The 22536-nt window shown below is 47.8% G+C and carries 18 protein-coding genes; 13 read left to right on the top strand and 5 right to left on the bottom strand.

Going from position 1 to position 22536, the window contains the following annotated elements; all coding sequences use genetic code 11:
- Positions 1–233 (bottom strand): helix-turn-helix domain-containing protein (locus H511_RS24340; RefSeq protein ID WP_155804818.1); only part of this gene is annotated, 233 nt, incomplete at its 3' end.
- A 542-nt stretch (positions 234–775) separates the two neighbouring features.
- On the opposite strand from H511_RS24340, the gene H511_RS0107975 reads away from it, so the two are divergent.
- From H511_RS0107975 to H511_RS0107985, 3 genes are all read left to right on the top strand, one after another.
- A complete protein-coding gene (locus H511_RS0107975; protein WP_027251838.1) occupies positions 776–2161 on the top strand; it encodes an FAD-binding oxidoreductase in 1386 nt (461 codons plus the stop codon).
- Between the two features lie 159 nt (positions 2162–2320).
- Positions 2321–4048, top strand: a complete 1728-nt coding sequence (leuA, locus tag H511_RS22855; protein WP_081669222.1) for a 2-isopropylmalate synthase — start codon at positions 2321–2323, stop codon at positions 4046–4048.
- Between the two features lie 57 nt (positions 4049–4105).
- The gene (locus tag H511_RS0107985) at positions 4106–4873 is read left to right on the top strand and encodes an AraC family transcriptional regulator (protein WP_027251839.1); all 768 of its coding nucleotides are present in this window, start codon (positions 4106–4108) and stop codon (positions 4871–4873) included.
- A gap of 35 nt (positions 4874–4908) precedes the next feature.
- On the opposite strand, the gene H511_RS0107990 is transcribed toward H511_RS0107985, so the two are convergent.
- Positions 4909–5355 (bottom strand): DUF3429 domain-containing protein, encoded by a 447-nt coding sequence (locus H511_RS0107990; RefSeq protein WP_027251840.1) that lies wholly within the window; start codon positions 5353–5355, stop codon positions 4909–4911.
- Positions 5356–5614: 259 nt separating this feature from the next.
- On the opposite strand from H511_RS0107990, the gene H511_RS0108000 reads away from it, so the two are divergent.
- From H511_RS0108000 to tssG, 10 genes are all read left to right on the top strand, one after another.
- A complete protein-coding gene (locus H511_RS0108000) occupies positions 5615–6097 on the top strand; it encodes a nucleoside deaminase (protein WP_027251841.1) in 483 nt (160 codons plus the stop codon).
- Entirely contained in the window at positions 6094–7305 is a 1212-nt protein-coding gene (locus H511_RS0108005; RefSeq protein WP_027251842.1) for a cyanate transporter, read from the top strand. Before H511_RS0108000 ends, H511_RS0108005 begins: the two co-directional genes overlap by 4 nt.
- Positions 7306–7510: 205 nt before the next feature.
- The gene (locus H511_RS0108015) at positions 7511–7933 is read left to right on the top strand and encodes an organic hydroperoxide resistance protein (RefSeq protein ID WP_027251843.1); all 423 of its coding nucleotides are present in this window, start codon (positions 7511–7513) and stop codon (positions 7931–7933) included.
- A gap of 523 nt (positions 7934–8456) precedes the next feature.
- Positions 8457–10415, top strand: coding sequence for a serine/threonine-protein kinase (locus H511_RS24055; RefSeq protein WP_051287995.1), 1959 nt, complete (start codon positions 8457–8459; stop codon positions 10413–10415).
- A complete protein-coding gene (gene tssA / locus H511_RS0108025) occupies positions 10412–11956 on the top strand; it encodes a type VI secretion system protein TssA (protein WP_027251845.1) in 1545 nt (514 codons plus the stop codon). Before H511_RS24055 ends, tssA begins: the two co-directional genes overlap by 4 nt.
- Positions 11957–11982: 26 nt before the next feature.
- Entirely contained in the window at positions 11983–12480 is a 498-nt protein-coding gene (tssB, locus tag H511_RS0108030) for a type VI secretion system contractile sheath small subunit (RefSeq protein WP_027251846.1), read from the top strand.
- Positions 12481–12491: 11 nt separating this feature from the next.
- Positions 12492–13970: a type VI secretion system contractile sheath large subunit gene (gene tssC, locus H511_RS0108035; RefSeq protein WP_027251847.1), complete on the top strand. Its 1479-nt coding sequence runs from the start codon at positions 12492–12494 to the stop codon at positions 13968–13970.
- 68 nt (positions 13971–14038) lie between these two features.
- The gene (gene tssE, locus H511_RS0108040) at positions 14039–14449 is read left to right on the top strand and encodes a type VI secretion system baseplate subunit TssE (protein WP_027251848.1); all 411 of its coding nucleotides are present in this window, start codon (positions 14039–14041) and stop codon (positions 14447–14449) included.
- 11 nt (positions 14450–14460) lie between these two features.
- On the top strand, positions 14461–16209 hold the full coding sequence (tssF, locus tag H511_RS0108045; RefSeq protein WP_027251849.1) for a type VI secretion system baseplate subunit TssF: 1749 nt from the start codon (positions 14461–14463) through the stop codon (positions 16207–16209).
- Positions 16206–17204: a type VI secretion system baseplate subunit TssG gene (gene tssG, locus H511_RS0108050; RefSeq protein ID WP_027251850.1), complete on the top strand. Its 999-nt coding sequence runs from the start codon at positions 16206–16208 to the stop codon at positions 17202–17204. The genes tssF and tssG overlap by 4 nt, the downstream gene beginning before the upstream one ends.
- 90 nt (positions 17205–17294) lie before the next feature.
- On the opposite strand, the gene H511_RS0108055 is transcribed toward tssG, so the two are convergent.
- The 3 genes from H511_RS0108055 to H511_RS0108065 are packed head-to-tail and all read right to left on the bottom strand — an operon-like array spanning position 17295 to position 22483.
- Positions 17295–17747 carry an Lrp/AsnC family transcriptional regulator gene (locus H511_RS0108055; RefSeq protein ID WP_027251851.1) on the bottom strand — a complete coding sequence of 151 codons (453 nt, stop codon included), beginning with the start codon at positions 17745–17747 and terminating at the stop codon, positions 17295–17297.
- Positions 17748–17783: 36 nt separating this feature from the next.
- Positions 17784–21179, bottom strand: a complete 3396-nt coding sequence (tssM, locus tag H511_RS0108060) for a type VI secretion system membrane subunit TssM (RefSeq protein ID WP_155804834.1) — start codon at positions 21177–21179, stop codon at positions 17784–17786.
- A 23-nt stretch (positions 21180–21202) separates the two neighbouring features.
- A complete protein-coding gene (locus H511_RS0108065; RefSeq protein WP_081669224.1) occupies positions 21203–22483 on the bottom strand; it encodes a type VI secretion system ImpA family N-terminal domain-containing protein in 1281 nt (426 codons plus the stop codon).
- Positions 22484–22536: the final 53 nt, after the last annotated feature.

A 22536-nucleotide genomic window follows, 5' to 3' on the forward strand; every position in this document is an offset into this window, starting at 1 on the left:
CGGCCTCTCGTTGAACTTTCCAGACCTTCGATACCGCACTCTGTGTACCATCGAACCCACCTGTTTACAGAAGACCGAGCTGCAGCAAGTGTATTGGATACAGCAGCAACAGTCTGGCCTTCAGCGAGAAGCAAAATGGCAGTCAAACGTCGGCAGTGATCCTTATCTTTGGTTTTATGTATATTTTTAATGAGGCGACGTCGCTCTGCCCGGTCGGGTAATGTTAGAATCATGGCACTCGGTACTGTTTTGTGAGTTTTGGATGTTTGGCGACTGATCAGATCGCACAAACGCTACCGAGTTCCCTTCAATTTCTACTTATCAGTGATCTACATTTAGGAACAGTTATTTAGTCGGGGCTTTTTTTATTGGACTGCAGATGATGTTTTCCGGGATTTGAAAATCCCTCTATACCTTGTTCTGGTTCCGCCACATTCGAAGAAACCGCTGAACTGTCAGCGGTTTTTTTTCGCCTGAACCTTTGCAAAATGAGAGAGCAAGATGAGACAGGGTGAAGAAGCCTGGACGGGGCGGACGGCCAGTCTTCAGCCGAGCCTATTCAGGCACAGGCTAGCCCCGAGGTCGCAATCCTGTACTTCGTCTCAAGTAAGGGACAACACCGCCACCCGTGAATGGGTTTTACTCTATAGATAGGTTGATTTGATTACACGGGACCTGTTCCGGGTCGCCGTGGTGCGCCTGCGCCATAAACCATAGTTGGCTGAGCGAGCACTCTGTGCGTGTGGTCCAGGTAATGAATGACGCGGAGGCGGGTATGAGCCAGCTAGAGGCTGCATCTATTGATAGATTCAGGGTGCATTTTCAGGGGAAGGTGATAGTCCCCAAAGATGATGAATATGATGAGGTCCGGCAGATCTGGAACGCGATGATTGACCGTAAACCGGCTCTCATTGCTCGTTGTACTTCGGCGGAATGTGTTCTCCAGGCGGTGAATTTTGCCCGTGAACATGACCTTCTGTTGTCTGTGCGCGGCGGTGGACACAATATTGCCGGTAACGCGGTTTGCGATGACGGGATCATGATCGACCTGTCATTGATGAAGGCGGTGCATGTGAACCCGAATACCCGCAAGGTGATGGTGGAACCTGGCTGTACGCTGGGCGATGTGGATGCCGCGGTACAAAAATACGGCCTTGCTACTCCTTTCGGCATTAACTCAACCACAGGTGTGGCAGGTTTGACTCTGGGAGGCGGCTTCGGCTGGTTGAGCCGTCTGTATGGCATGACGGTCGATAACTTACTTTCAGCGCATGTAGTCACTGCCAAAGGCACACAGGTAAAAGCCAGCGACACTGAAAACGCCGATTTATTCTGGGGACTACGGGGCGGCGGCGGTAATTTCGGTATTGTCACCAGCTTTGAATTTCAGTTGCACCCTGTGGGCCCGGATGTGCTTAGCGGGCTGATCGTTTTTCCGTTTGAGCAGGCAAAATCCATTTTGACGCAATTTGCCCGCTTTACCGAATCCATGCCAGACGCGCTGAATGTCTGGATGGTGACACGCAAAGCACCGCCCTTACCATTTTTACCGGAAACGGTTCATGGCAAAGAAATGATCGCGCTGGCCTTGTGTTATTTTGGCGATCCCGAAGAAGGTGAAAAACTGATTGCGCCACTGCGCAGTTTCGGTACACCGTACGGTGAGCATGTCGGCGTACAACCTTATGTCGCCTGGCAGCAGGCATTTGATCCTTTATTGGCCCAAGGCGCCCGGAATTACTGGAAGTCGCACAACTTTACCCATTTATCGGATGAGGTATTGGATATCCTGATCGCATTTGCCGGAAAATTGCCGTCACCCCAGTGCGAGATATTTATCGGCACCATTGGCGGTCAGACAGAAAACGTATCACCGGATGCCATGGCATACGCCAGCCGTGATGCACGCTATGTCATGAATGTACACGGCCGCTGGGACACTGCAGAGGAAGATGAAGCCTGCATCGCCTGGGCACGGGAATTCTTCGCTAAATCCCAACCATTTGCCAGTGCCGGGGCATACATTAATTTTCTGACTCAGGACGAAGGTGATCGTGTGGCCTTCGCGTACGGGGAGGCCTACACGCGCTTGGTCGCACTGAAGAAAAAATACGATCCCCACAACCTGTTCAGGATGAATCAGAATATCAAGCCAGAGTAGAAATCGTGCATCTCAATGAGACCGTCCGCAGCGGAGCGGTCTCGGTTTGCTGTCATTGGCGTTTACTTGTCCCAATCACAATGGTTTTTGTCCTGAACGAGTAAGACAGTCATGGCATGCACCTTTAGGGTATTAAACATACTTATAAGGAGACATGTCATGCTAAATCCCGCGAAAAAATATATTCCCTCATCAGTAATAGATTTTCCTCAACGTAGTTGGCCGTCACACAAGCTAGTTCAGGCACCTCGTTGGTGCTCTACAGATCTTCGTGATGGGAATCAGGCTTTGGTCAATCCGATGGACTTTGCTAAAAAAACACGCTTGTTTGAACATTTGATTAAATGCGGTTTTAAAGAAATTGAAGTTGCTTTTCCGTCTGCATCAGCAATCGATTATGACTTTGTGAGGTATCTGATAGAGCAAAGCATGATACCCAAAGATGTGTGGATTCAGGTGATCACTCAGTCCCGCCCCGAGCTGATTGAAAAAACGATGAGTTCTCTGAGGGGAGCTCCCCGAGCCATTGTGCATCTGTATAATGCAACAGCGCCTGTGTTCCGGGATATTGTGTTTAAAAAGAGCAAAGAAGAAACACTCAATTTGGCAGTAAACGGCGTGAAGCATATTCGTCAGTTATGCGAAGAGAATACCGAGACAGACTGGGTTCTTGAATACTCTCCGGAGACCTTCTGTTTTACTGAGTTCGAGTTTGCTCTGGCTATCTGTGAAGCTGTCAGGGATGCGTGGCAACCGGATGAAAAGCGGCCTTTAATCTTAAACTTACCCACCACTGTGGAAGTGAATACGCCAAACGTGTATGCCGATCAAATCGAAAAATTCATCCATTCTTTTTCTGATTTACGGCACGTTACAATCAGCATCCATCCTCATAATGACAGAGGCACTGGTGTTGCCGCTGCTGAATTGGCTATGCTTGCTGGTGCTCAGCGAGTCGAGGGGTGTTTATTCGGTAATGGTGAACGAACAGGAAATGTTGATATTGTCACCCTGGCGCTGAACTTGTATACACAGGGAATTACACCTCATCTGGATTTTTCAGATATCAGAGCATCGGTAGATATTGTTGAAGAGTGTAACGATCTACCCGTTCACCCCAGGCATCCTTATGCGGGAGAAATGGTGTTTACCGCTTTTTCAGGCTCCCATCAAGATGCAATCAAAAAAGGCTTTGATGCCAGAGCAAATGAGCCATCTGAGCGATGGCAAGTGCCTTACTTGCCGATTGATCCGAAAGATGTGGGTTGTGATTACGAAGCGGTCATCCGGGTAAACAGCCAGTCAGGAAAAAGTGGCGCTGCCTGGCTTATTGAGCAAAATCATGGTTTGAAATTACCACGGAATCTGCAGATAGATTTTAGCCAACAGGTACAGCGTTGCAGTGAGCAACACGGACTCGAATTAAGTCTGGCGGAGATATGGACCTTGTTTCGCCGTCATTATGGTATGACACCCTATACATCAATGCTTTTGCTGGACTATGAGAGTAAGCCTGAGGGGGCAGAGCAAAGCATCACCGCCAGAGTTCGATATCACAACCAGGTGATAAAAGTTCAGGGAAGAAGTAATGGCTTGTTAAGTGCTCTTATTTGTGGCCTTGAAAGAATACTGGACATTCCGATAGCGATAAGGCATTACTCCGAACATACGCTGGGTAAAACAACCCGCAGCCGTGCGGTTTCATATATTGAATGTCATTCATTCCAAAGTGGGCGTTATTTTGGTGTTGCAATTGAAAGTGATACCAGTCGAGCATCATTACAAGCGACATTGAATGCGGTATCCAATCTTCTGGTTGAAGAGGAGATTCAGGTTTTTCCGACCGGGGAAACAGAGCATTTAAATGTTACTGAAGGCGATAAGTAATCTTGTGATGTCGTCTGTCAGGCAGTCAGGGTTTGAGAGTAAATAGAGGTGGTCATTATGTATTTCCAGTTTGAGTCAATGCCTGGTGGATTGAAAGCGCTGGCGCATTGTTACTTTCATGGTGATACCGAACCACCTCATTCTCATACAACGGCCCAACTGCTTCATACACTGCATGGTTTACTACGAATAGAAACGGAAAAAGGGAGCTGGATAGTACCACCTGGGCGGGGATTGTGGATTCCAGCCGGAATGACGCACAGTTTAAGGGCTAATGGTACGGTGCAGGTGAAAACGCTATTTATTGATCCCTTAGCTCGTGCGGATTTACCGAATGAGTGTCAGGTGCTGGAGGTGACTCCCTTACTACGAGAGTTAATTCTTGCAGCTATCAATATCCCTCAACAGTACCCAAAAGGTGGAAAAGAAGAGCGGATTGTTGAGCTTATACTAGATGAGCTCAGAGAAATTTCCGCATTGGATTTTTACGTACCTGTACCCCACGAGGATTCAGGCTTAAAAGTGATTTGCGAGAAAATATCCTCCCGGTTGGAACATCCATGGTCGCTCACTGATGCTGCTAAAATGTTAGGGATCTCTGAACGCAGTGTGTCCAGAAAATACCATCTGCATTTGGGGTTGAGTTTTGGTGAATGGCTTCGCAGACAGCGGTTATCTCGTAGCCTGGAGTTATTGTCCAGCGGTTTGAATGTCATGGACACATCACTTGCGGTAGGTTATGACAGCCCTGGTGCGTTCAGCACAATGTTTAAAAGCCGCGTGGGCCTTTCTCCGACAGACTATGTGCTGTTATCCAGAGACTAAAAATATCCTTCATCTGTTACCAGTTTTGGGGCCTTTCAGCTCAAGATCACCACTCCATGCAGGACAATCACGCCTGCAGTCAGTCTGCCACGTAAAGTCTGATACCCTTTGGGGTTCACTTCACCTTCTGTTTGCCGGATGAGTTTCTCTGCAAACCAGACGGCTGCATAACCCAGTGCCAGTAAACCTGTTGCGATAAGGTCATGTTTATGACCTTGCAGTATGGCTGCCCAGGCAAGCAGCACAAACAGATTGCTCAATATAAGGGCATTGCGGCTGAGTTTATGGGAAATATGATCAATGGCATTTCCCCACAGGATCCCGGATAAAAAGCTCAGGATAACCGCACTGTAAGCGATGAACATTTGTTGCCCGGACAGGTTAAAAAGGCTGATGTCAGCAACAGCAAGCAGGGCGGTGATGACAAAAGGGACCAGCCCTAAATACCCGAGTTGTTTCATGATAGTGTTGGGTTCTTGCATGAGCCAATCCTGTGTGACAAACATTGAGTTAATCGCTTACTTTGTTGTATTGACTATAGCTTCTGTAAATATCTCCCGCCAAACGCTGTTATGTCTTCTGTAGCGAGAGCCAGAACCTGCCAGGCAATGCCCGGTATTTGATTTTCAAATACCTGCCAGTGAATCATTTAATTTCAGAGTACTCAGGACAAAACGTATAGTGTCGGATTATCCTGATTAATGAATTCCGAAATAGTCACACGTAAGTAAAAGGCGCAGTATGAATCCATTTTTATCGCAAGCTATCTCATTGGCTGAAAGTAACGTCAAACAAGGCGGACGCCCGTTTGGTGCAGTGGTTGTGAAAGACGAGAAAGTGATCGCGACAGGGGTAAACCGGATGCAGGCCGAGTGTGATCCTACGGCTCATGCTGAGTTGCTGGCATTACGTGAGGCCGGTAAGGCGCTCAAATCCCCCCGGCTGGATGGCTGTAAAGTGTATGCCAGCGGTCAGCCCTGTCCTATGTGCCTGGCCGCGATGCGAATGTCCGGCGTTACAGAGATAGTGTTTGCTTACTCTAATGAACAGGCGGAAGCTTTTGGCTTATCTACCGCCGCGATTGCACGCGAGTTGTCTGTGCCTGTTGAACAACAAAGCTGGGCGGTGATAACACATCAGCCTGACCCGTCAGCGGTGGAGGCTGAGCACCATCTGTATGAAAAGTGGCAGGTGGCAAATGCACTTTCTGACACTCAGTCATGATACCGGCTGCCAAGTATGCTCAGCCTCGCTCAGGCTGGATGATACTCGTACTGATTGTATTAATCGGGCTTAACCTCAGACCTTTCCTGGTTGCTCCCGGACCCATTTTAAATACCATCATGCCCGAGTTAGGCATGACGGTGTATTCGGCATCTTTACTGACCCTGTTACCTATGCTGCTGATGGGAGTCGGTGCGTTTGTTTCTCCCGGGCTTCAGGCCGCCTGGGGAACCCGGAAAGGGATGTTAATTGCCCTGGCAATCCTGTTACTGGGTACGTTATTGCGATTTTGGGTGCAGGATGGGGTGACTTTCATCTTTACGGCTGTGTTGTGCGGGGTGGGCGTGGCATTTGTTCAGTCAGCCATGCCCGGCTTGATTAAATCCTCGTTTCCCCGGCAGGTTGCACCCATCACGGGGGTGTATTCGGCCTGTCTGATGGTGGGCGGTGCGCTGGGTGCTTACAGCATTCCGCATCTCATGGACGCTGGATTGAGCTGGCGTCAATCGTTAGGGCTGCTGGCTGTACCTGTCTTTATCGCGATGCTGGTTGGCTGGCGGTATTTAACAGGAGTTCCGGCAAAGCGGCCGAATATGTCGCAGGTGCAGACTTTGTTGCATCGCCCTCGCACCTGGTCTTTGATGGCTGCATTTGGCTTGGTCAATGGCGGTTATTCTACGCTGGTCGCCTGGCTTGCACCTTATTATCAGTCACTGGGCTGGGAGCGCTCTGACAGCGCAACGCTGATTGTTGTGATGTCTGTCTGTCAGGCAATCAGCGCCGTGGGATTGCCGGTATTGGCAAGAAAACAAACGGACAGGCGGCTGTGGTTAATGCTGACGCTTGTTATGCAGTCGCTCGGCTTTTGTGGGCTGGCACTCTGGCCGGCCGGAACGGCTATGCTATGGGTCGGGATGTGTGGCGCAGGGCTGGGAGGCAGTTTCTCATTAATCATTGTTACTGCATTGGACCACAGCAAAGCTCCCGAAGAGGCGGGCACACTGGCCGCTCTGATGCAAGGAGGCGGGTTTATTATTGCCGGCCTGGCCCCCTGGGTGATCGCCTTACTGAATGATCTTACGGGTTCGTTTGTGTCTGGCTGGCTGCTGCATTTGGGTCTGGTGGCGATCACCGCCTGTCTCTACTGGCGATTCAATCCGCGTTATTACGATCAGGTGATGCAGCCTGTGGCTGCGGGTAGCCGATGATCACAGTGCCGGGGTCAGGCGCAAAACCGGTAATTGGGGCACTGAGCAAACGTCATTTCTCAGAGACTCAGCTACAGTTATTTCTACAGAAGAATTTGGCGGTTCAGGCAATGGGAGAGAGGCCAGGCATAGTCCTGAATAATCTTTCCTGAAGGATGTGTTCTACCGTCATTGAACTATCGCATTCACTAAATGGAGAAAAGTAATGAAAGTTCTGTATTCAACAAAAGCAACATCTACTGGCGGCCGTGACGGAGCATCGGAGTCAGCGGACGGTAAACTGAAAGTGAAACTCAGCACGCCAACTGAGCTGGGGGGCCAGGGAGGAGAAGGCACTAACCCGGAGCAGTTATTTGCGGCAGGGTATTCCGCCTGTTTTATCGGAGCCATGAAATTTGTTGCGGCTCAGGACAGTATCAAACTACCTGGCGAGCCGAGTGTGACAGCGCAAGTAGGCATTGGTGAAAATCCTGCCGGTGTTGGTTTTGCTATTGATGTTGAACTGCACATTTCACTGCCGGGGCTGGATCGCGAGGCTGCCACTCAACTGGCTGAGAAAGCACATCAGGTTTGCCCTTATTCGAATGCAACGCGCGGAAACGTACGAGTCGAGCTGGTCGTCGAATAACATTCATCCTATTGATGCGAATTTTAAAGGGCTTAAATAGCCCTTTTTTCGTTGGCCTTCATAGCACGATACAATTAATGCGCTATCTGTCAGCAAACCTGAATCAGATTTGTACTGAGATACTAATAAAAACAACTATGCTCAGTGAAAAGGCCTGTTAAAGAAGCAAGAGCAGAGCGTTGTGAACAGTAAAATGGTACCAACATAAACGACCATATTGTCACTTTAATTAAGTGGTGATGAACATTCATTGATTATTTCACTCCCCACGCTTTTATCAACGGGAAAAATTATTTGGGATCAATATCAACATCCCATTATTGCGGGTATTTTTGTCTGCGCAAAAGCTACTCATCGCCCTGTTTCATTATGAGCTTTTTTATAGTGAAAATGACTTTCTTGACTATCAAAAAGTCGGAATGTTATTCGCCTATTGAAATGCTTAATAAGACAACTCTAAACTCTCGCCATCTATTGGTTTTATGGCTGGTTTTTCCCTTTGTCTGAATCTGGCAATCAAAAGGTGTCTGCGATTGATGATGTTATTAATCGCGCGCTGATAAAGAAAAAGAAACGTCAAAAGGAATTGGATCTTGCGAGCAGACCTTCTCTTGAAGAAAGCTTGCGGGCGAAGTTCGATATTCTCGACACGATTACCAAGCCGGGTCGTGGCACTGTGCTGTATAAATTAGCCGATAAAGATGAACCCAATAAAATCATTTGCTGTAAGTCGGTATTAGAGCGAGGCAATGAAGCCACCGAAAATGCACTACTGAGCGAGGCAACCAAACTCGAAGTGTGTCAGCACCCCAATGTTGTGAAGTACATAAAAGTCGGGCATGAGTTTTCCACACCATACTTCTTCATGGAATGGGTGAGCGGGGAGAATCTGGCACAGAAAGTCAGTCGTCATAATCACGGTGGTTTTCGTGCCGACCATATTGCCTGGCTGATTTACCAACTGGCCGGTGCGCTGGACTATGCGCACACACAAGGTGTGTGCCACCTTGATGTCAAACCCTCTAATGTGCTGATAGGCGCTGATGATGCCGTTCGTCTGGTGGATTTTGGCGCTGCACAATATACCGGTGAAACGAACACCTATGCGGAAGCCAGCCTGAATTACGCGTCACCAGACTATATCCGCTCCGGAATCGGGCAGCCTGAAGATGATGTGTACTCCCTTGCTGTTATGGCGTATTGCCTGTTTCTGGGGGTAGCGGCAAGCCCGGAGATTGGGGTGGTGATAACCGGCCAGAAGCGGCCTGTGGTCATTCCGCCACATGCCTGGAAAGCCATTAAAACAGTGATCGGTAAACCGCGCAGCCATGGTTTCTCACCGATTCATTTTGCGCAGATCCTGGGTCAGATTGACACAGATACACCGCTGTCTAATGCACCTATTTTTAACAATATGCGTAATGCCGATCTGTTATTAAGCAGAAGAAAGCACGATCTGATACATGCCATTGATGGCTGGCGCTCGTTGGAAATTACTCTGATTTGCGCCACGTTAGTGCTGGTGGCGTTTCTGGTGCTCCGCCATGCTTACTTTTTTGCCATGGATAACTATCAAACCAGTTCGCCGGCCAGTTTTGCTTATGACGGCAAGGTTTTTCAGCCTGATGATACCTCGTGGTACAGCTACCAGTTTCTGAATGAATTCACCTCAGAAACTCCTGAGTTATCAAAAACAGCGGTATCTGTGGTTGAAGAATATGACCGCAGAAAATCAGCGCAGGAGAAGCAGATTTATCAGCAGATGAGTCCGGTGTTTGAGCAGGAAAGAGCAACCAATGCCGAACGCCGCGATCAATTGCAGGCCGTAAAGAATGAATTAATCGTCATGCGCCGATTAATGCAGGGTGGTAAAGACAGTGACAAAGTTCACATTGAAAAACAGCTGTCGAGTGCGCAGGCGAGAATTAATGCCCTGTTGCAAAACGCAAGTTTATACAGTGAAAACGCAGTGACACCAGAAGAAGCCTTGAATTTACTGGAGTTGGGCGATGTGATGTTTGCCCGTAAAGCGTTTGAAGCGTCATGGAAAAAAGCAACGGCAAACGCATATTACTATTCTCACGAAGTCCGGTACCAGACTGTCACCAAAATTCTTGCCCGCGTGTCACAGCTTATGGATAAAGCGCAATTTAAAGATGCGGCCGGCCTGATCGAAAGTGCCCAGCAGGTGTTTCCCGAAAGTAAGGACATCCGCAGCATGGGCGCCTTACTGTATGCCCGCCGCGGTGAATACATACTCCGTCAGTCTCTGCAGTCCGATCTGGTGGTAGAAAAAAATATTATTCAGCAGGCCTATCAGGATGTGAAAACCTTTGCGCCTGACAGAGTAGATACCATCAAAGCCCTGCTTAAACAGGATATTGAAGCAAGCCATGCAACCCGCTTTAAAGCCGGGGCACTCAGTATCAATGCCAATAATGTTACCTCTGTTGTTTTGCCTGACTGGGAGTGGGATACATGAGCGAACTCAATACCCGATTAGATAAGCTGTTGTCACCGATAGGTGCCGGGCTTCCGGTCGGAGAAGATGCCCGTTATGAACTGTGCTATGAGCTGATGGAAGCGGAAGTCAAAAAGTTCGGCTCATTGTTTGGTGAAACGGTGGACTGGCAAATCGTTGAGCTGCAGGCTGAAACCGTACTGCTACAGCACAGTAAAGATCTGAAAGCCATGGCTTACATGGCTCGGGCTTGGGCTGAGCATTATGGCAGCGACGGGCTGAAAGCCGGACTCACTTTGCTGAAATCGGCGCTGGAACAGTATGGCAGTTCATTGTACCCGGCAAGAGCGCGAGGCCGGGATGGCGCGATAGAATGGCTGGATAATCAAATTGAGCTGATTGCAGCCAAACTGAGTAATCCTGTTCAGTCTGATCTGCAAGCCTGTGCGGCCTTATGTCAGGACATCAGTTTTGCGATGGGCGAAGTCTTTGAAGGCTCAGAGGCATCTTTGATCAATGCGCGCAATGCGTTGACTACCAGCAGCAATTCTCTTGGAGAACTGCCTGCATCACCACAATCCGGAGTGGAACCAGACAAAGGCCAGATGGCAGACGGGCCGTCATTTGTGGCTGAGCCCAAAGCGGTTGCGGCCCCTGAACCTGCGTCTGCCTCCGCTGTGACGACGCCAAAAGTAACCCCGTCAGCTCCTGTGGCAAAGACAAGTGTATTGAGTGGCGAGGCGGATAAAAAATCCCTGGAGCAGATGGCAGAACATTTACTGCATCAGAGCCCTGAAATGCCACTTGCCTATCAGGTTGGACGATTTGTGACCTGGATGGCAATTGATGAATTACCCCCTCACGATGCCGAAGGTAAAACACCACTCAGGCTACCGGTGAACAAAGATACCTTGTCCGATTATGAGTCGGCACTGGTAAACCAGTCTGCCTCTGAGCATTACCGCCGGCTTGAAAAAAGCCTGCGCAATACTCCGTTCTGGCTGACCGGTCAGCGCCTGATGCATGACATGCTCAAACAGCTGGGATTTAGCCAGGCTGCGGAGTCCGTGCGCGAAGAGACGCGGCGTTTTACCACACGATTAGCCGGTATCGAGGCGCTGAAGTTTGACGATGACACCCCGTTTGCTGACGAGGCTACCCGCCAATGGCTGGCTGCACAGTCAGCCACTTCCGGCTCATCAGGCCATGAAGGGCTCGCTGAGCTGCTGGGTGACAGCGGCGATGACATTCTTGAAGGTGCTGAACTGGGACAGCTTCTGGTGTCAGCGTCTTCGTTACTGGATGATGCCCAATCAGGGCGATCACGATTTCTCTTGCATCTGCAATTGGCCAGGTTGCTGCACCACAACGGGCTGCACAGTATTGCGCTGCCGCATCTGGAAGTGATCTGGCCAGAAAGAGAACGCATTAATTTGAGTTACTGGGAACCGACTCTGGATGCCGAACTGGAGCAGTTACTGTCTTTAACGCTGACTCAAATTTATTCACGGGAAGATGCGTTTCCCGCTAAGTACAGAGAATGGCTCGCGGCCGTTCATTAACATATAGCTGCTAAGAAGGACAAGTTATGTCTAAAGATGGTTCAGTCGCTCCTAAAGAGCGAATTAATATCCGATATGTTCCTGCTACAGGTGATGCTCAGGAAGAAGTAGAACTGCCCCTGAGCATGATGGTGATTGGTGATTTCACCGGTCGTGATAACGAGACTCCTATTGAGGATCGTGATCCGATAAACATTGATAAAGATAACTTTAATGATGTGCTGAGTGCCTATGCACCGAATGTCAAAGTCAACGTTGATAACCGTTTAAGCGGCGAAGAAGGCGCACAGATGGGCGTTGATCTGACTTTTAAAAATATCAAAGACTTTTCACCGGAAGCCGTTGCCCGCCAGGTGCCTGAATTGAGCAGCCTGCTGGAGCTGCGTGAAGCGCTGGTTGCACTGAAAGGTCCTCTGGGTAACGTGCCTGCATTCCGCAAACGTATCGCCCAGGTGCTGCAGGATGATGAAGCACGCAGCAAGCTGCTCAGTGAACTGAGCATCAATTCTAATAACGAAGAATAAACAGGTGGCACATGACAACTGAAGCTATGACTCCGGAGCAGGATGCACAATTGGCTGAATCCGGTTCACTGTTAGACAGTATTTTGAACGAAACCCGGCTCAAGCCATCTGATGAAGGTTTTGATGTTGCAAAGCGTGGCGTTGAAGCGTTCATTTCGGAACTGCTGAGCAAAAATGTATCCGATAAAGTAGATCAGTCGCTGGTTGATCTGATGATTTCTGAAATCGACCAGAAAATGTCGGCTCAGGTCGATGCCATTTTGCACTCGCCAGAAATTCAGGCCATTGAATCTTCCTGGCGTGGACTGAAGTACCTGGTTGATCAGACTGATTTTCGCGAAAATATTCAGATCGAAGTGATTTCAGCGAAGAAAAATGAAGTGCTTGATGATTTTGATGATGCCCCGGAAGTGGTGAAATCGGGTCTGTATAAGCAAATCTATACCCGTGAATACGGCCAGTTTGGTGGTAAGCCAGTGGGTGCGGTGATCTGTGACTTTAAGATGTCGTCAACCTCACCGGATATTAAACTGATGGAATATATGGCGAATGTGGGTGCCATGTCTCATGCACCTTTCATTACCTCTGCCGGGCCACAGTTCTTCGGTGTAGACAGCTACGAGGAACTGCCAAATCTGAAAGATTTGAAATCAGTGTTTGAAGGCCCTCAGTACACTAAATGGCGTGGTCTGCGTGAACATGAAGATTCCCGTTATCTGGGCCTGTGTACTACAGGTTTCATGCTGCGTGCGCCGTATTCTGTTGCAGACAACCCGATTAAGGCGTTTGACTACAACGAAAATGTGTCAGGCAGCCATGATCATTATCTGTGGGGTAACTCTGCCTACGCTCTGGCTTCCCGTATTTCCGATTCCTTCGCGAATTTTCGCTGGTGTCCGAACATTATCGGTCCGCAAAGCGGCGGTACGGTGAATGATCTGCCGGTGCACAACTTTGAGTCGATGGGCCGCATTGAAACCAAAATTCCGACAGAAGTCCTGGTGTCTGATCGCCGTGAATTTGAACTGGCTGAAGAAGGCTTCATCGCACTGACGATGCGTAAAGGCTCTGACAATGCCGCATTCTTCTCAGCAAACTCTGTGCAGAAGCCAAAATTCTTTGGTAACTCACCAGAAGGCAAAGCTGCTGAAACCAACTACAAGTTAGGTACTCAGCTGCCTTATATGTTCATTATCAACCGCCTGGCGCATTACCTGAAAGTGCTGCAGCGTGAGCAGATCGGATCGTGGAAAGAGCGTACTGATCTTGAAATTGAACTCAACAAGTGGATTCGTCAGTACGTTTCTGATCAGGAAAATCCGCCGGCAGAAGTACGTGGCCGTCGTCCGTTACGTGCAGCGCGGGTTGAAGTCTCAGATGTTGAAGGCGATCCGGGCTGGTACCGTGTGTCTCTTGCTGTGCGTCCGCACTTCAAGTACATGGGCGCCAGTTTTGAATTGTCTCTGGTCGGTAAACTGGACCAAAACTAAGTAAAGGCGAACGGCAGCTATTGTCAGGGCGAGTGACTCTGAAGTGGTCTGCCGTTCGAAATTTGTCTATGGATAAAGGTTACCGATTACTCGAGCGCATTGAGATGGGCGAAACCAAGAACAGCTATGATGCGGTGGAGTCGACCCAGTATCTGATTGAGTCGATTCACCATCATCTGGCTGATTTGCTCAATACTCATGCGGGCAATGCCATGATAGCGAAAGATTATGGTCTGCCTGATTTTAATGATGTTCTGGCCGATAAATCCAATATCGTCCGGGAAATCAGAAACAGTGTGAAAGCCACCATTGAAAAGTTTGAGCCAAGATTAGCAGGCGTAGTGGTGAGGTATGTCCCTCACACTGATGATCCGCTCCAGCTCCGGTTTGCCGTCAATGGCGAAGTTTTTCATAACAATAAGAAAACCAGAATGAACATTGATCTGTCTGTTGGTGTAGACGGTAAATTTTCAGTGTAGAGACGACGAACATGACTTATAGCAAGTATTTTCAGGATGAGCTCTCGTTTCTTAAAGAAGCGGGTTCTGAGTTTTCGAAAAGCCACCCTCAGCTGACTAAGTTTCTGTCGGAAAGCAGTAATGATCCCGATGTGGAGCGCTTACTGGAAGGCTTTGCATTTCTGAACGGCAAATTACGTCAGAAGCTGGATGATGAGCTTCCTGAACTGACCCAATCCCTGATATCTCTGTTGTGGCCGCATTATTTACGCTCTGTGCCTTCAATGTGTATTGCTCAGATGATCCCTTATACGGGGAGTGTGTCGCAGAAAAGCACAGTGACGCGTGGTCATGAAATGGCCAGCGAAAAAGTCGATGAGACACAGTGCCATTTTCGGACCTGTTACGATGTCGATTTGTATCCACTGTCTATCACTTCTGTGGCTCAGCAGAATACACGCTCGAACAGTCATCTCAATGTCACCTTATCAACCGACACAGGGGTAGAGTTATCACGCATTGGGTTAGATAAATTACGTTTTCATATTCACGGTGAATTGCATATCTCCCGCATACTTTATCTGTGGCTATTTCGTTATTTAGACAGTGTTGATGTCAAGCTTGCGGGAGGTGGAAGTCAGCGCTTACCTGCTTCATGTATAAAGAAAGTGGGTTTTTCTGAAGATGAAGCATTATTGCCCTACGGGCCAAATTCTTTTTCCGGCTATCGATTGATCCAGGAATATTTTTCGATGCCGGACAAATTTATGTTCTTTGATGTCGATGGTCTGGAATGGCTCAAAGGGGTACCCAGCCAGAGTACCATGAGCCTGGTATTCAATTTTTCACGCTCTTTGCCGTCAGAAGTGACGATAAGAGAGAAAAATTTGCGGCTTTTCTGCACGCCGATAGCTAACGTGTTTGAGCTGGATGCCGATCCGATCCGCTTGGATCATAAGCGAACTGAATACCGGGTGCGTCCGCAAACAACCCGGCAAAATAACTTCGAAGTGTATTCGGTCAACCAGGTACGAGGCTGGAGTAATGAAAACCGTCGTCAGGTTGATTATTTACCTTTTGAGTCCTTTGAGCATCAGTTAGGTATTGATAACAATCGCCATTACTACAATGTAAAAGTCACGGAACATGTCTCAGGGAAAGGCTTGTCGCATTATATTTCCTTTTTTGATCACAATGCCGGTGTCGCCAATCTTGAGACTGAAACGGTGTTGATTAAGTTAACCTGTACTAACGGTAAACTCCCGCAACGGTTGGCACCCGGAGACATTACATTTACGACCCATAAGTCACCGAAGCAGGCCGATTTCACTAACCTGACAAAGCCGACAGTTTCTGTCAGCCCGCAAATTGACAGTAGTCTGCATTGGCAATTGATTGCCAATATGTCACTTAACTATTTGTCGTTAATTGATACTGATGTGCTGAAAATGATGCTGAGTATTTACGACTTTCATTCACGCAGTGACAGACAGTCTCAGCGCGCGTCGGCTAACCGCCTGAACGGTATTAAAGCGATTAACATGAAGCCCATTGAACGTATATTCCGTGGTTTACCTATCCGGGGTAACCAGATTGTACTGCAAATGGATTCATCCATGTTTGCCAATGAAGGGGACATGTACCTGCTGGTATCTATCCTGAATGAGTTTTTCTCTTTGTATTCCAGCATTAACTCATTCTCAGAACTGGAAGTGATTGATGTAAAAACCGGTGAGGTGTATCGGTGGGATGGCAATCAGGGTAAACAGGCGGTGATATGATAGATAAGATTCACCAGTCCAGCCATGAGTATGCTTTTTTTCAGGCGGTTTATTTACTGGAGGCTGCCGAGAAAAAGAAAACATCCGTGCAATTTGCCTCTGTAGGACAGGCGAAAACACCGCAGCAGGAATTTCTGCGGTTTCGTATTTCACCTGAGTTGGGTTTTCCCCGCTCTGATATCTCGCAGTTTGAGACTGTGTCATGGGATAACAGGGATGTTCCCAGTCTGACAGTGAATTTCGGTGGCCTGCACGGTACTGGCTCACCTTTACCTACCGCATATACAGAAAAGCTGGCAGGTCGGGAGGGTGATGATAATCCGGTAAAAGATTTTTTCGATTTCTTTCACCACAGGTACCTCTCACATTTGTACAGGATATGGAAAAAATACAGATACCATGTCCGTTACGAATCCGGGGCCGTTGATCCGTTGTCCCGTAATCTGTTTAACCTGGTTGGTATTTCTTCTGATCTCAGCGAAGACAGTGACTTTAACTTCGACAGAGCAAAACTGCTTTCTTATATTGGCCAGTTATCTTCAAGAACGCGTTCTCCGAACCTAGTGTCAGGCATTGTGGCCCACTGTTTTAACCTGACAAAAGTCAGTATTGAACAGTGGGTACCCCGCAGGGTGAAAATTGCTCCTTCGCAGCTCAACAGCTTAGGACATGTTAACTGTGTGCTTGGCCAGGATTACCACTTGGGTGATCACCTCACCGACATCACAGGTAAATTTAATTTGGTCTTTCATGAATTGGACTATGAGCAATACTGCCATTTCTTGCCTGGTGAACAGGGTTATGGGCTGCTCAAAGAGTTGATGCGTTTTGTGTTGCGCGATCCTATGGCCTGGGACCTGAAACTGGAAGTGAAAACAGATGGACTACCAGCCAGTATTCTGGGCTCGAAGGAAGCGAACCGGCTTGGACAGGTCAGCTGGTTGGGTAAGGTGCAAGGTGATAAACAGACAGTGGTGATCATCGGTGCTGTCTAGAAATAGTGCCTGGCACTCTGCTACTGCAGTATTGGCTGCATCGCTGAGTGCCAGGTGGGTAAATAAAGCGGCTAAGGGTGACCCCGGCGCTTAACGGCAAATAGGGCTATGGAAAACAACTGTGGTATGCAGCTCCTTGATACCGACAATGTTTTCTGCTTCATCACACAGTTCATTCATCAGGTGTAATGAAGCCGCCTCCAGTAAAGTGATGATGTCAAATCCACCACCGACAACACTGATGGATTTAATCTCCGGAATTTCTCTCAGGCTGTCGCACACTTTTTTCTTCCAACCATTTTCGCATTTGATCAGCAGGTAACAGCTGGTCATGGTTGCGCTTTTTTGGGTCCCGATTTTGGCCGTGTAACCCTCGATCACCCCAGACTTCTCCATTCGCGTAATCCGCTCAGCGACGGCTGTTCTGGAAAGGCCCACATTGCGGGCCATATTTGCGATCGATTCACGTCCGTTAACCAGCAGGTTTGACAATATCTTCCTATCAATTCGGTCAATGCTGTTGCTGTGTAAAGTATTCATTATCATTATTCTCGACTTTGATTAACCTAAGCTACCAACTTATTGGATATCTCTTGGAACAGAGAAGTTATACAGTTCTTGTAAAAGGAACGGATTATTAGAGTTAGACGGTTTGATTTTTACCGTCATATGTCGCCCTGAAACAAGAATGTCCGCGTTGAATCCACCATCCGATGTCGGTTCGAGTTGTGACTCATTTAATAGTCGGAAAATGGACCAAAAACCTTCCTTTGCTTTTCTGTGTTGTTCACCGCTGGAGGTGATGTCCTGAATGTTGACGTTCACGAAAAACTCGTTACTTTCCGGTGGCCACACAAACTGCTTACTCTTTGCCGGGCCATGGTAATAATCCAGACTTTCACCACCGAAGTTCAGGCTGGCGCGTATTGCGCTGGAATCCAGATCGATAAAGCGTGAACTGAAATCAATGTTGAACTTGTTCGATGTGGGATCGAAAAGCACATTCTTGATCATGGTGTAGTTCTTCATCTGGGTGATCATTTCTTGCGATAGCTGCAATGTTTCGCCATCAACACGTTTGGCCTGCCACAAATTCGTGTCATAGAAAGGCGAAAGCGTGTCATCAATGAAGCTGTCCAGAGTGCCTTGCGCAGCAAAAAATTCTTCGAAATCGGTCAGTGAAATCTCAGTTTCAGCATGCTTGGTGAACGGATACTTGTTCTGACCTACAAGTTCAAATTTACTGTAGACATTACTGGTCCATAACTCCTGGATACCCAATTGGGATTCTGCCAGCAAGACAGACCACGCCTGATGGGCGATTTCATTTAACCAGCTTTTCACAGGCTCCGGTGCTTTTTGGGCAACCTGCTTCAAACGAACAATGGGATCAGCCGCGGTTTCACGCATTCTGGCTTTGGCGGCGATCAAAGCCGCTTGCTGTACATTTGGCGCATCGGTGATCTGCTTCAGATACGCTCGCAGGTTGCTGAGCGAACTGATCACCTGATCCCAGGGGGCTTGTGAGTTTTCTGTTTCACTGGTTTGCAGGGTATTAATTACCGCAAAGGCTTTCTCGACCCTTTTCATCAGCTCGTAATCAGGTTCGATCACTTTCTCTGCCGAGTCTTTTAACAGATCTACCGCTTGATTAAGGCGTTCATCCTTCAGTGGTATCTGAGCCAGCGCACCAGCTTCTGGCGAATATTTGGTGTTGGTATACAACAAATTCAGTATGGTACTTAACGGTGATGTCGGGCCTGACAGAGTGTCAATCGCATTGGTTATTTCAACTATGTTGTCATACCGCTTAAAGCGTAAATCGCTGATGGCAGTACGCCAGACATTGATATAGTCGTCAGTATATTTACGACGCACCTTGGCCTGAAAGGCTTTAAGCTCTTCGTCAGACGGCAGAGTGTTATTGGATAAACCCAACACCCAGTTGTCGGCAATCAAATCGTGCGATAAAGACTCCGATAAAGGACGATAGAAAGTGGTAAAGCCGGTCGCGGTATAAATTTTGTTGATATTCAGTTCATTAAGATTGCTTTTTTCATTATCAAAAATTTCACCAAAATTGAAACCTATTGCACGTGGAATACTGAGCTGGCCGAGATCGGCATCTCTGCCACTGTTGAGAATCTGGCTGTAGGCAATCTCCACTTTGGATTGGGACAGCAGGTCACGCCTGGTAGTACGAACCAGATCCCAGTTGATCTCAATGGGTGGGAAATTGGTTTTGAAGTACACCGCCAGATATTGAGGTATGCTGGCATACGCCCCCTCAGAGCCCAAATCACCAGTGAGCAGACGTGAAATTGACTTCAGAAGAAAACTGTAATCGCGTTTGTCAGCTTCATTCAGCATCAGATAAATTTTCAGTAAATGGAGCTTTTCTTGATGTGACAGGCTGCTTTTTGCCAGCTTCAGTTGGATATGCTTTTCTACTAGCGGCAACAGTTGCAGGTGAATGCTGTCCAGTAAATGCTGATAGGCAATCTGCGTTGTCTGATCCAGTTTGTCGACATTAATATCGATCAGCTTTTCGTCCAGAAGATGGCTGGCGTTGGTCCAGGCCTGATAAAGAGGCAAAATACCGTTTGATGTGACGGCAAACTGGCTCTTCAGGTCGGCGTATTCGTGATCTTCGCTTTTATTATTAGCGACTTCCAGAAGCTGGTTGATTATGGAAATATTGCTTTGCGTAGTCGTAAAGAAATAGTAACCACTTACGCTGAGCAAAGTGACACAAGCGGCCATTGTCATGTGGCTTTTGCGGATGAGTTGTCTTAGATGGCGCTTGTTTTCACCGGCAAAGTTTGCCTCTGGTAGCACCTGCTCATCAATAATAAAGCGAGTGAACAGAGGTGATTCTGATAACTGGTCGTGTTCGGACGCAATCATTGGAACATTGAAATAATTACTGCATCCTTTGGCAAGCAGGTTGTATTTCCGGCCACCTTGATGACTGGATGTGAAGTAAAGACCCCGCAAGTCAACAAGGTGAAACCCGTCCTTTTCCAGCCGCACTTTGTTCAGGGTATCCCGGATGATTCTATGACAAAGCTCGAACTGTTTTGGAAAAGTAACCAGTGCACTGTTGTTGACCAGTGAGCGTTCCATCGCGGCACAGTCAAGGGTGCTTTGTTCCATCTTGCTCAGAATAGCGTAAAAGCCGCTGTCAAAGACGTCATTGAGTGTGCCTTTGGCATCTTTCAGGGAAATGGAAAGATGTTCTAGCTGCATTTTCAGCGGGCTGAGAGACACAAATTCTTTGAAGCCTTTCAGTTTGTCGATTTTTGACAGGAAAACATACACAGGCAAGGCTGTATGGGTCATCTCAGTGATGTCACTGAGACGGGTATTGATAATATCCAGTATATACTCGCGCTGAGACTCCTCCTGAGTGATCAAAAATTCAAGATCCACCACATACAGGCAGCCTGCAAATGGTTTGCGGGGCTTAACACTGACAATTTTCTCCAGAAATGCTTTCCAGAGAGTTTGATCTGTATTGGATGTATCCTGATAAATCAGGCGCGGAGCAGGCTTGATGTAAATCGCCTTTTCTGATTCGTGCCAGACAAAATAATCAGTTTGCAGCGTATTTTTCTGATCTATTGGCTTGATCGCATGAGAACTGGTCAGGAGCGATGTCTTTCCTGATTTCTTGTTGCCCAGTAACAGGTAAATAGGTTTATGACTGGAACTTTTCAACAGGGAAGACAAGAGTCCCTTCAGCGTTTCTTCTTCTGTTTCTATATCGCTGGTAGAGCGTGACTTACGCTTCTTTATTTCGTAACCGATCAGAAGCAATATTGCTACACCAAAAATGATGACCATAGGCCCCCATGTCAGGTAATTACTGACAGGAAAAGCCATAATGAAATATGAGAATAAGCCATACAGCACCGAAAGCAGCACTGCAGAGAGCACGATAAATACTCTTGGCGTTTTGAGTTTGCTAATCAAGATATAACCTGCCTGAATAATTTTTATTGGTTTTTATTTTCGAAATTATGTGTGAGTTCCATAAGGCGATATTGATAGGCACTCAAGGTTTTTTGTGCTTTTAAAATATCGTCATGGTTTATGTGACCTTTCTCCAAATAATCAAGGCGGCCAAGGAATGGAAAAAGGGTATTACTAAATCGGTAGGCCGCTGAAATATTCTCACTGTCATCGACAAGTGCTGCATTCGCTATGATAGTTCTGGCTCGTTTGAACTGGTCATTGATGAGCAGATAATCCTGCGCCAGCGCCGCTTTACCTGCCCGATACTGACTCACTGACTCTTTGGCTGCAATGGAGTCGGGATAGAGCGTATTGACGTTATTGGCCAGCTCTTCCAGTGTCTGGTGCTCATATACCCGTCCGGGAAAAGCCGTCCAGTTCATCATCAGATCATGGGTTCTGGTCAGGACATCTTCTTTGAGTCTGTGTTTGAAATAGGGCTCTGCCTGGATAAGTCTGGATGTAATACTTTCCAGTTGTTCGGCAGTTGCGGTCTTAATATCACGCTGGTACAGGTATTGCCGGACTGCGACAACAGAAAAGACCAGGCAACCCAGGGTAAACACGGTGGCCAACCAGTAACACCAGGCCGGCAGAATGTGTTTTGCCGCCTGTTTTTTGACAGGTGGCTGCTCAGCAGCAGGCTGATTTGTCACTTCTGGCGACGGGGCTGGCGTGGGTAATTGACGCTGCTTTTGTTTAGCTAATTCTTTTTCGGCCTGTTCATCCAGCTGATCTTTCCATTCCGTAAACTGCCTGCGAACAGGGCCCAGCGATGGGGCTTGCTTCCCCAATTGACGATGAAGTTCCTGTTCAATATTCAGAGCAAGGTGGTGTCCGGCTTCGACTAAGGGCAGGTCCTTCAGCGACACTTTAATTTTGCTCAGTGCCAACGGCATTTGTTCTGCCACCCAGTCAAAAGACTGGATACGTGCATTGGGTTTACTGGCAGCCGGAAAAGCCGTGTGCCAATAGACGATGGACAGATCATTGAGAACATTGAGTCCGTTAACCGCTCCCATCAATCCGTCAATACGACAGGCAGATACACAATAGTAACTGGCACAGCGAAAGTCCTTGCTGTGCTGGGTCAGGAGTGATTCTGAAACAGTATAGATCTCTTTCCATGGCGCTGGTGAGACAAGGCTGCTTAATCGATTTACGTTTCTTTTCAAGTCAGAAAAGAGATCGAGATCCCTCGGATCTTGACCAACAGGCAATTGTGCCGATATTGGTCTGAGTGCAATATCAGTGAATTTCATTGTTTTAGCCAACGTCGAAGCTTGTAATTATGAGTAAAAGTATTTATGTGGCA

Source organism: Photobacterium halotolerans DSM 18316, assembly GCF_000425165.1.
Lineage (GTDB): Bacteria > Pseudomonadota > Gammaproteobacteria > Enterobacterales > Vibrionaceae > Photobacterium > Photobacterium halotolerans.

Coding starts and splice junctions, on each gene's coding strand:
- tssA (WP_027251845.1), top strand. CDS start 10,412: ATGAGCGAACTCAATACCCGATTAGATAAGCTGTTGTCACCGATAGGT.
- H511_RS0107975 (WP_027251838.1), top strand. CDS start 776: ATGAGCCAGCTAGAGGCTGCATCTATTGATAGATTCAGGGTGCATTTT.
- H511_RS0107990 (WP_027251840.1), bottom strand. CDS start 5,355: ATGCAAGAACCCAACACTATCATGAAACAACTCGGGTATTTAGGGCTG.
- tssF (WP_027251849.1), top strand. CDS start 14,461: ATGACTTATAGCAAGTATTTTCAGGATGAGCTCTCGTTTCTTAAAGAA.
- tssE (WP_027251848.1), top strand. CDS start 14,039: ATGGATAAAGGTTACCGATTACTCGAGCGCATTGAGATGGGCGAAACC.
- H511_RS0107985 (WP_027251839.1), top strand. CDS start 4,106: ATGTATTTCCAGTTTGAGTCAATGCCTGGTGGATTGAAAGCGCTGGCG.
- H511_RS0108015 (WP_027251843.1), top strand. CDS start 7,511: ATGAAAGTTCTGTATTCAACAAAAGCAACATCTACTGGCGGCCGTGAC.
- tssB (WP_027251846.1), top strand. CDS start 11,983: ATGTCTAAAGATGGTTCAGTCGCTCCTAAAGAGCGAATTAATATCCGA.
- leuA (WP_081669222.1), top strand. CDS start 2,321: ATGCTAAATCCCGCGAAAAAATATATTCCCTCATCAGTAATAGATTTT.
- H511_RS0108005 (WP_027251842.1), top strand. CDS start 6,094: ATGATACCGGCTGCCAAGTATGCTCAGCCTCGCTCAGGCTGGATGATA.
- tssC (WP_027251847.1), top strand. CDS start 12,492: ATGACAACTGAAGCTATGACTCCGGAGCAGGATGCACAATTGGCTGAA.
- tssG (WP_027251850.1), top strand. CDS start 16,206: ATGATAGATAAGATTCACCAGTCCAGCCATGAGTATGCTTTTTTTCAG.
- H511_RS0108000 (WP_027251841.1), top strand. CDS start 5,615: ATGAATCCATTTTTATCGCAAGCTATCTCATTGGCTGAAAGTAACGTC.
- H511_RS0108065 (WP_081669224.1), bottom strand. CDS start 22,483: ATGAAATTCACTGATATTGCACTCAGACCAATATCGGCACAATTGCCT.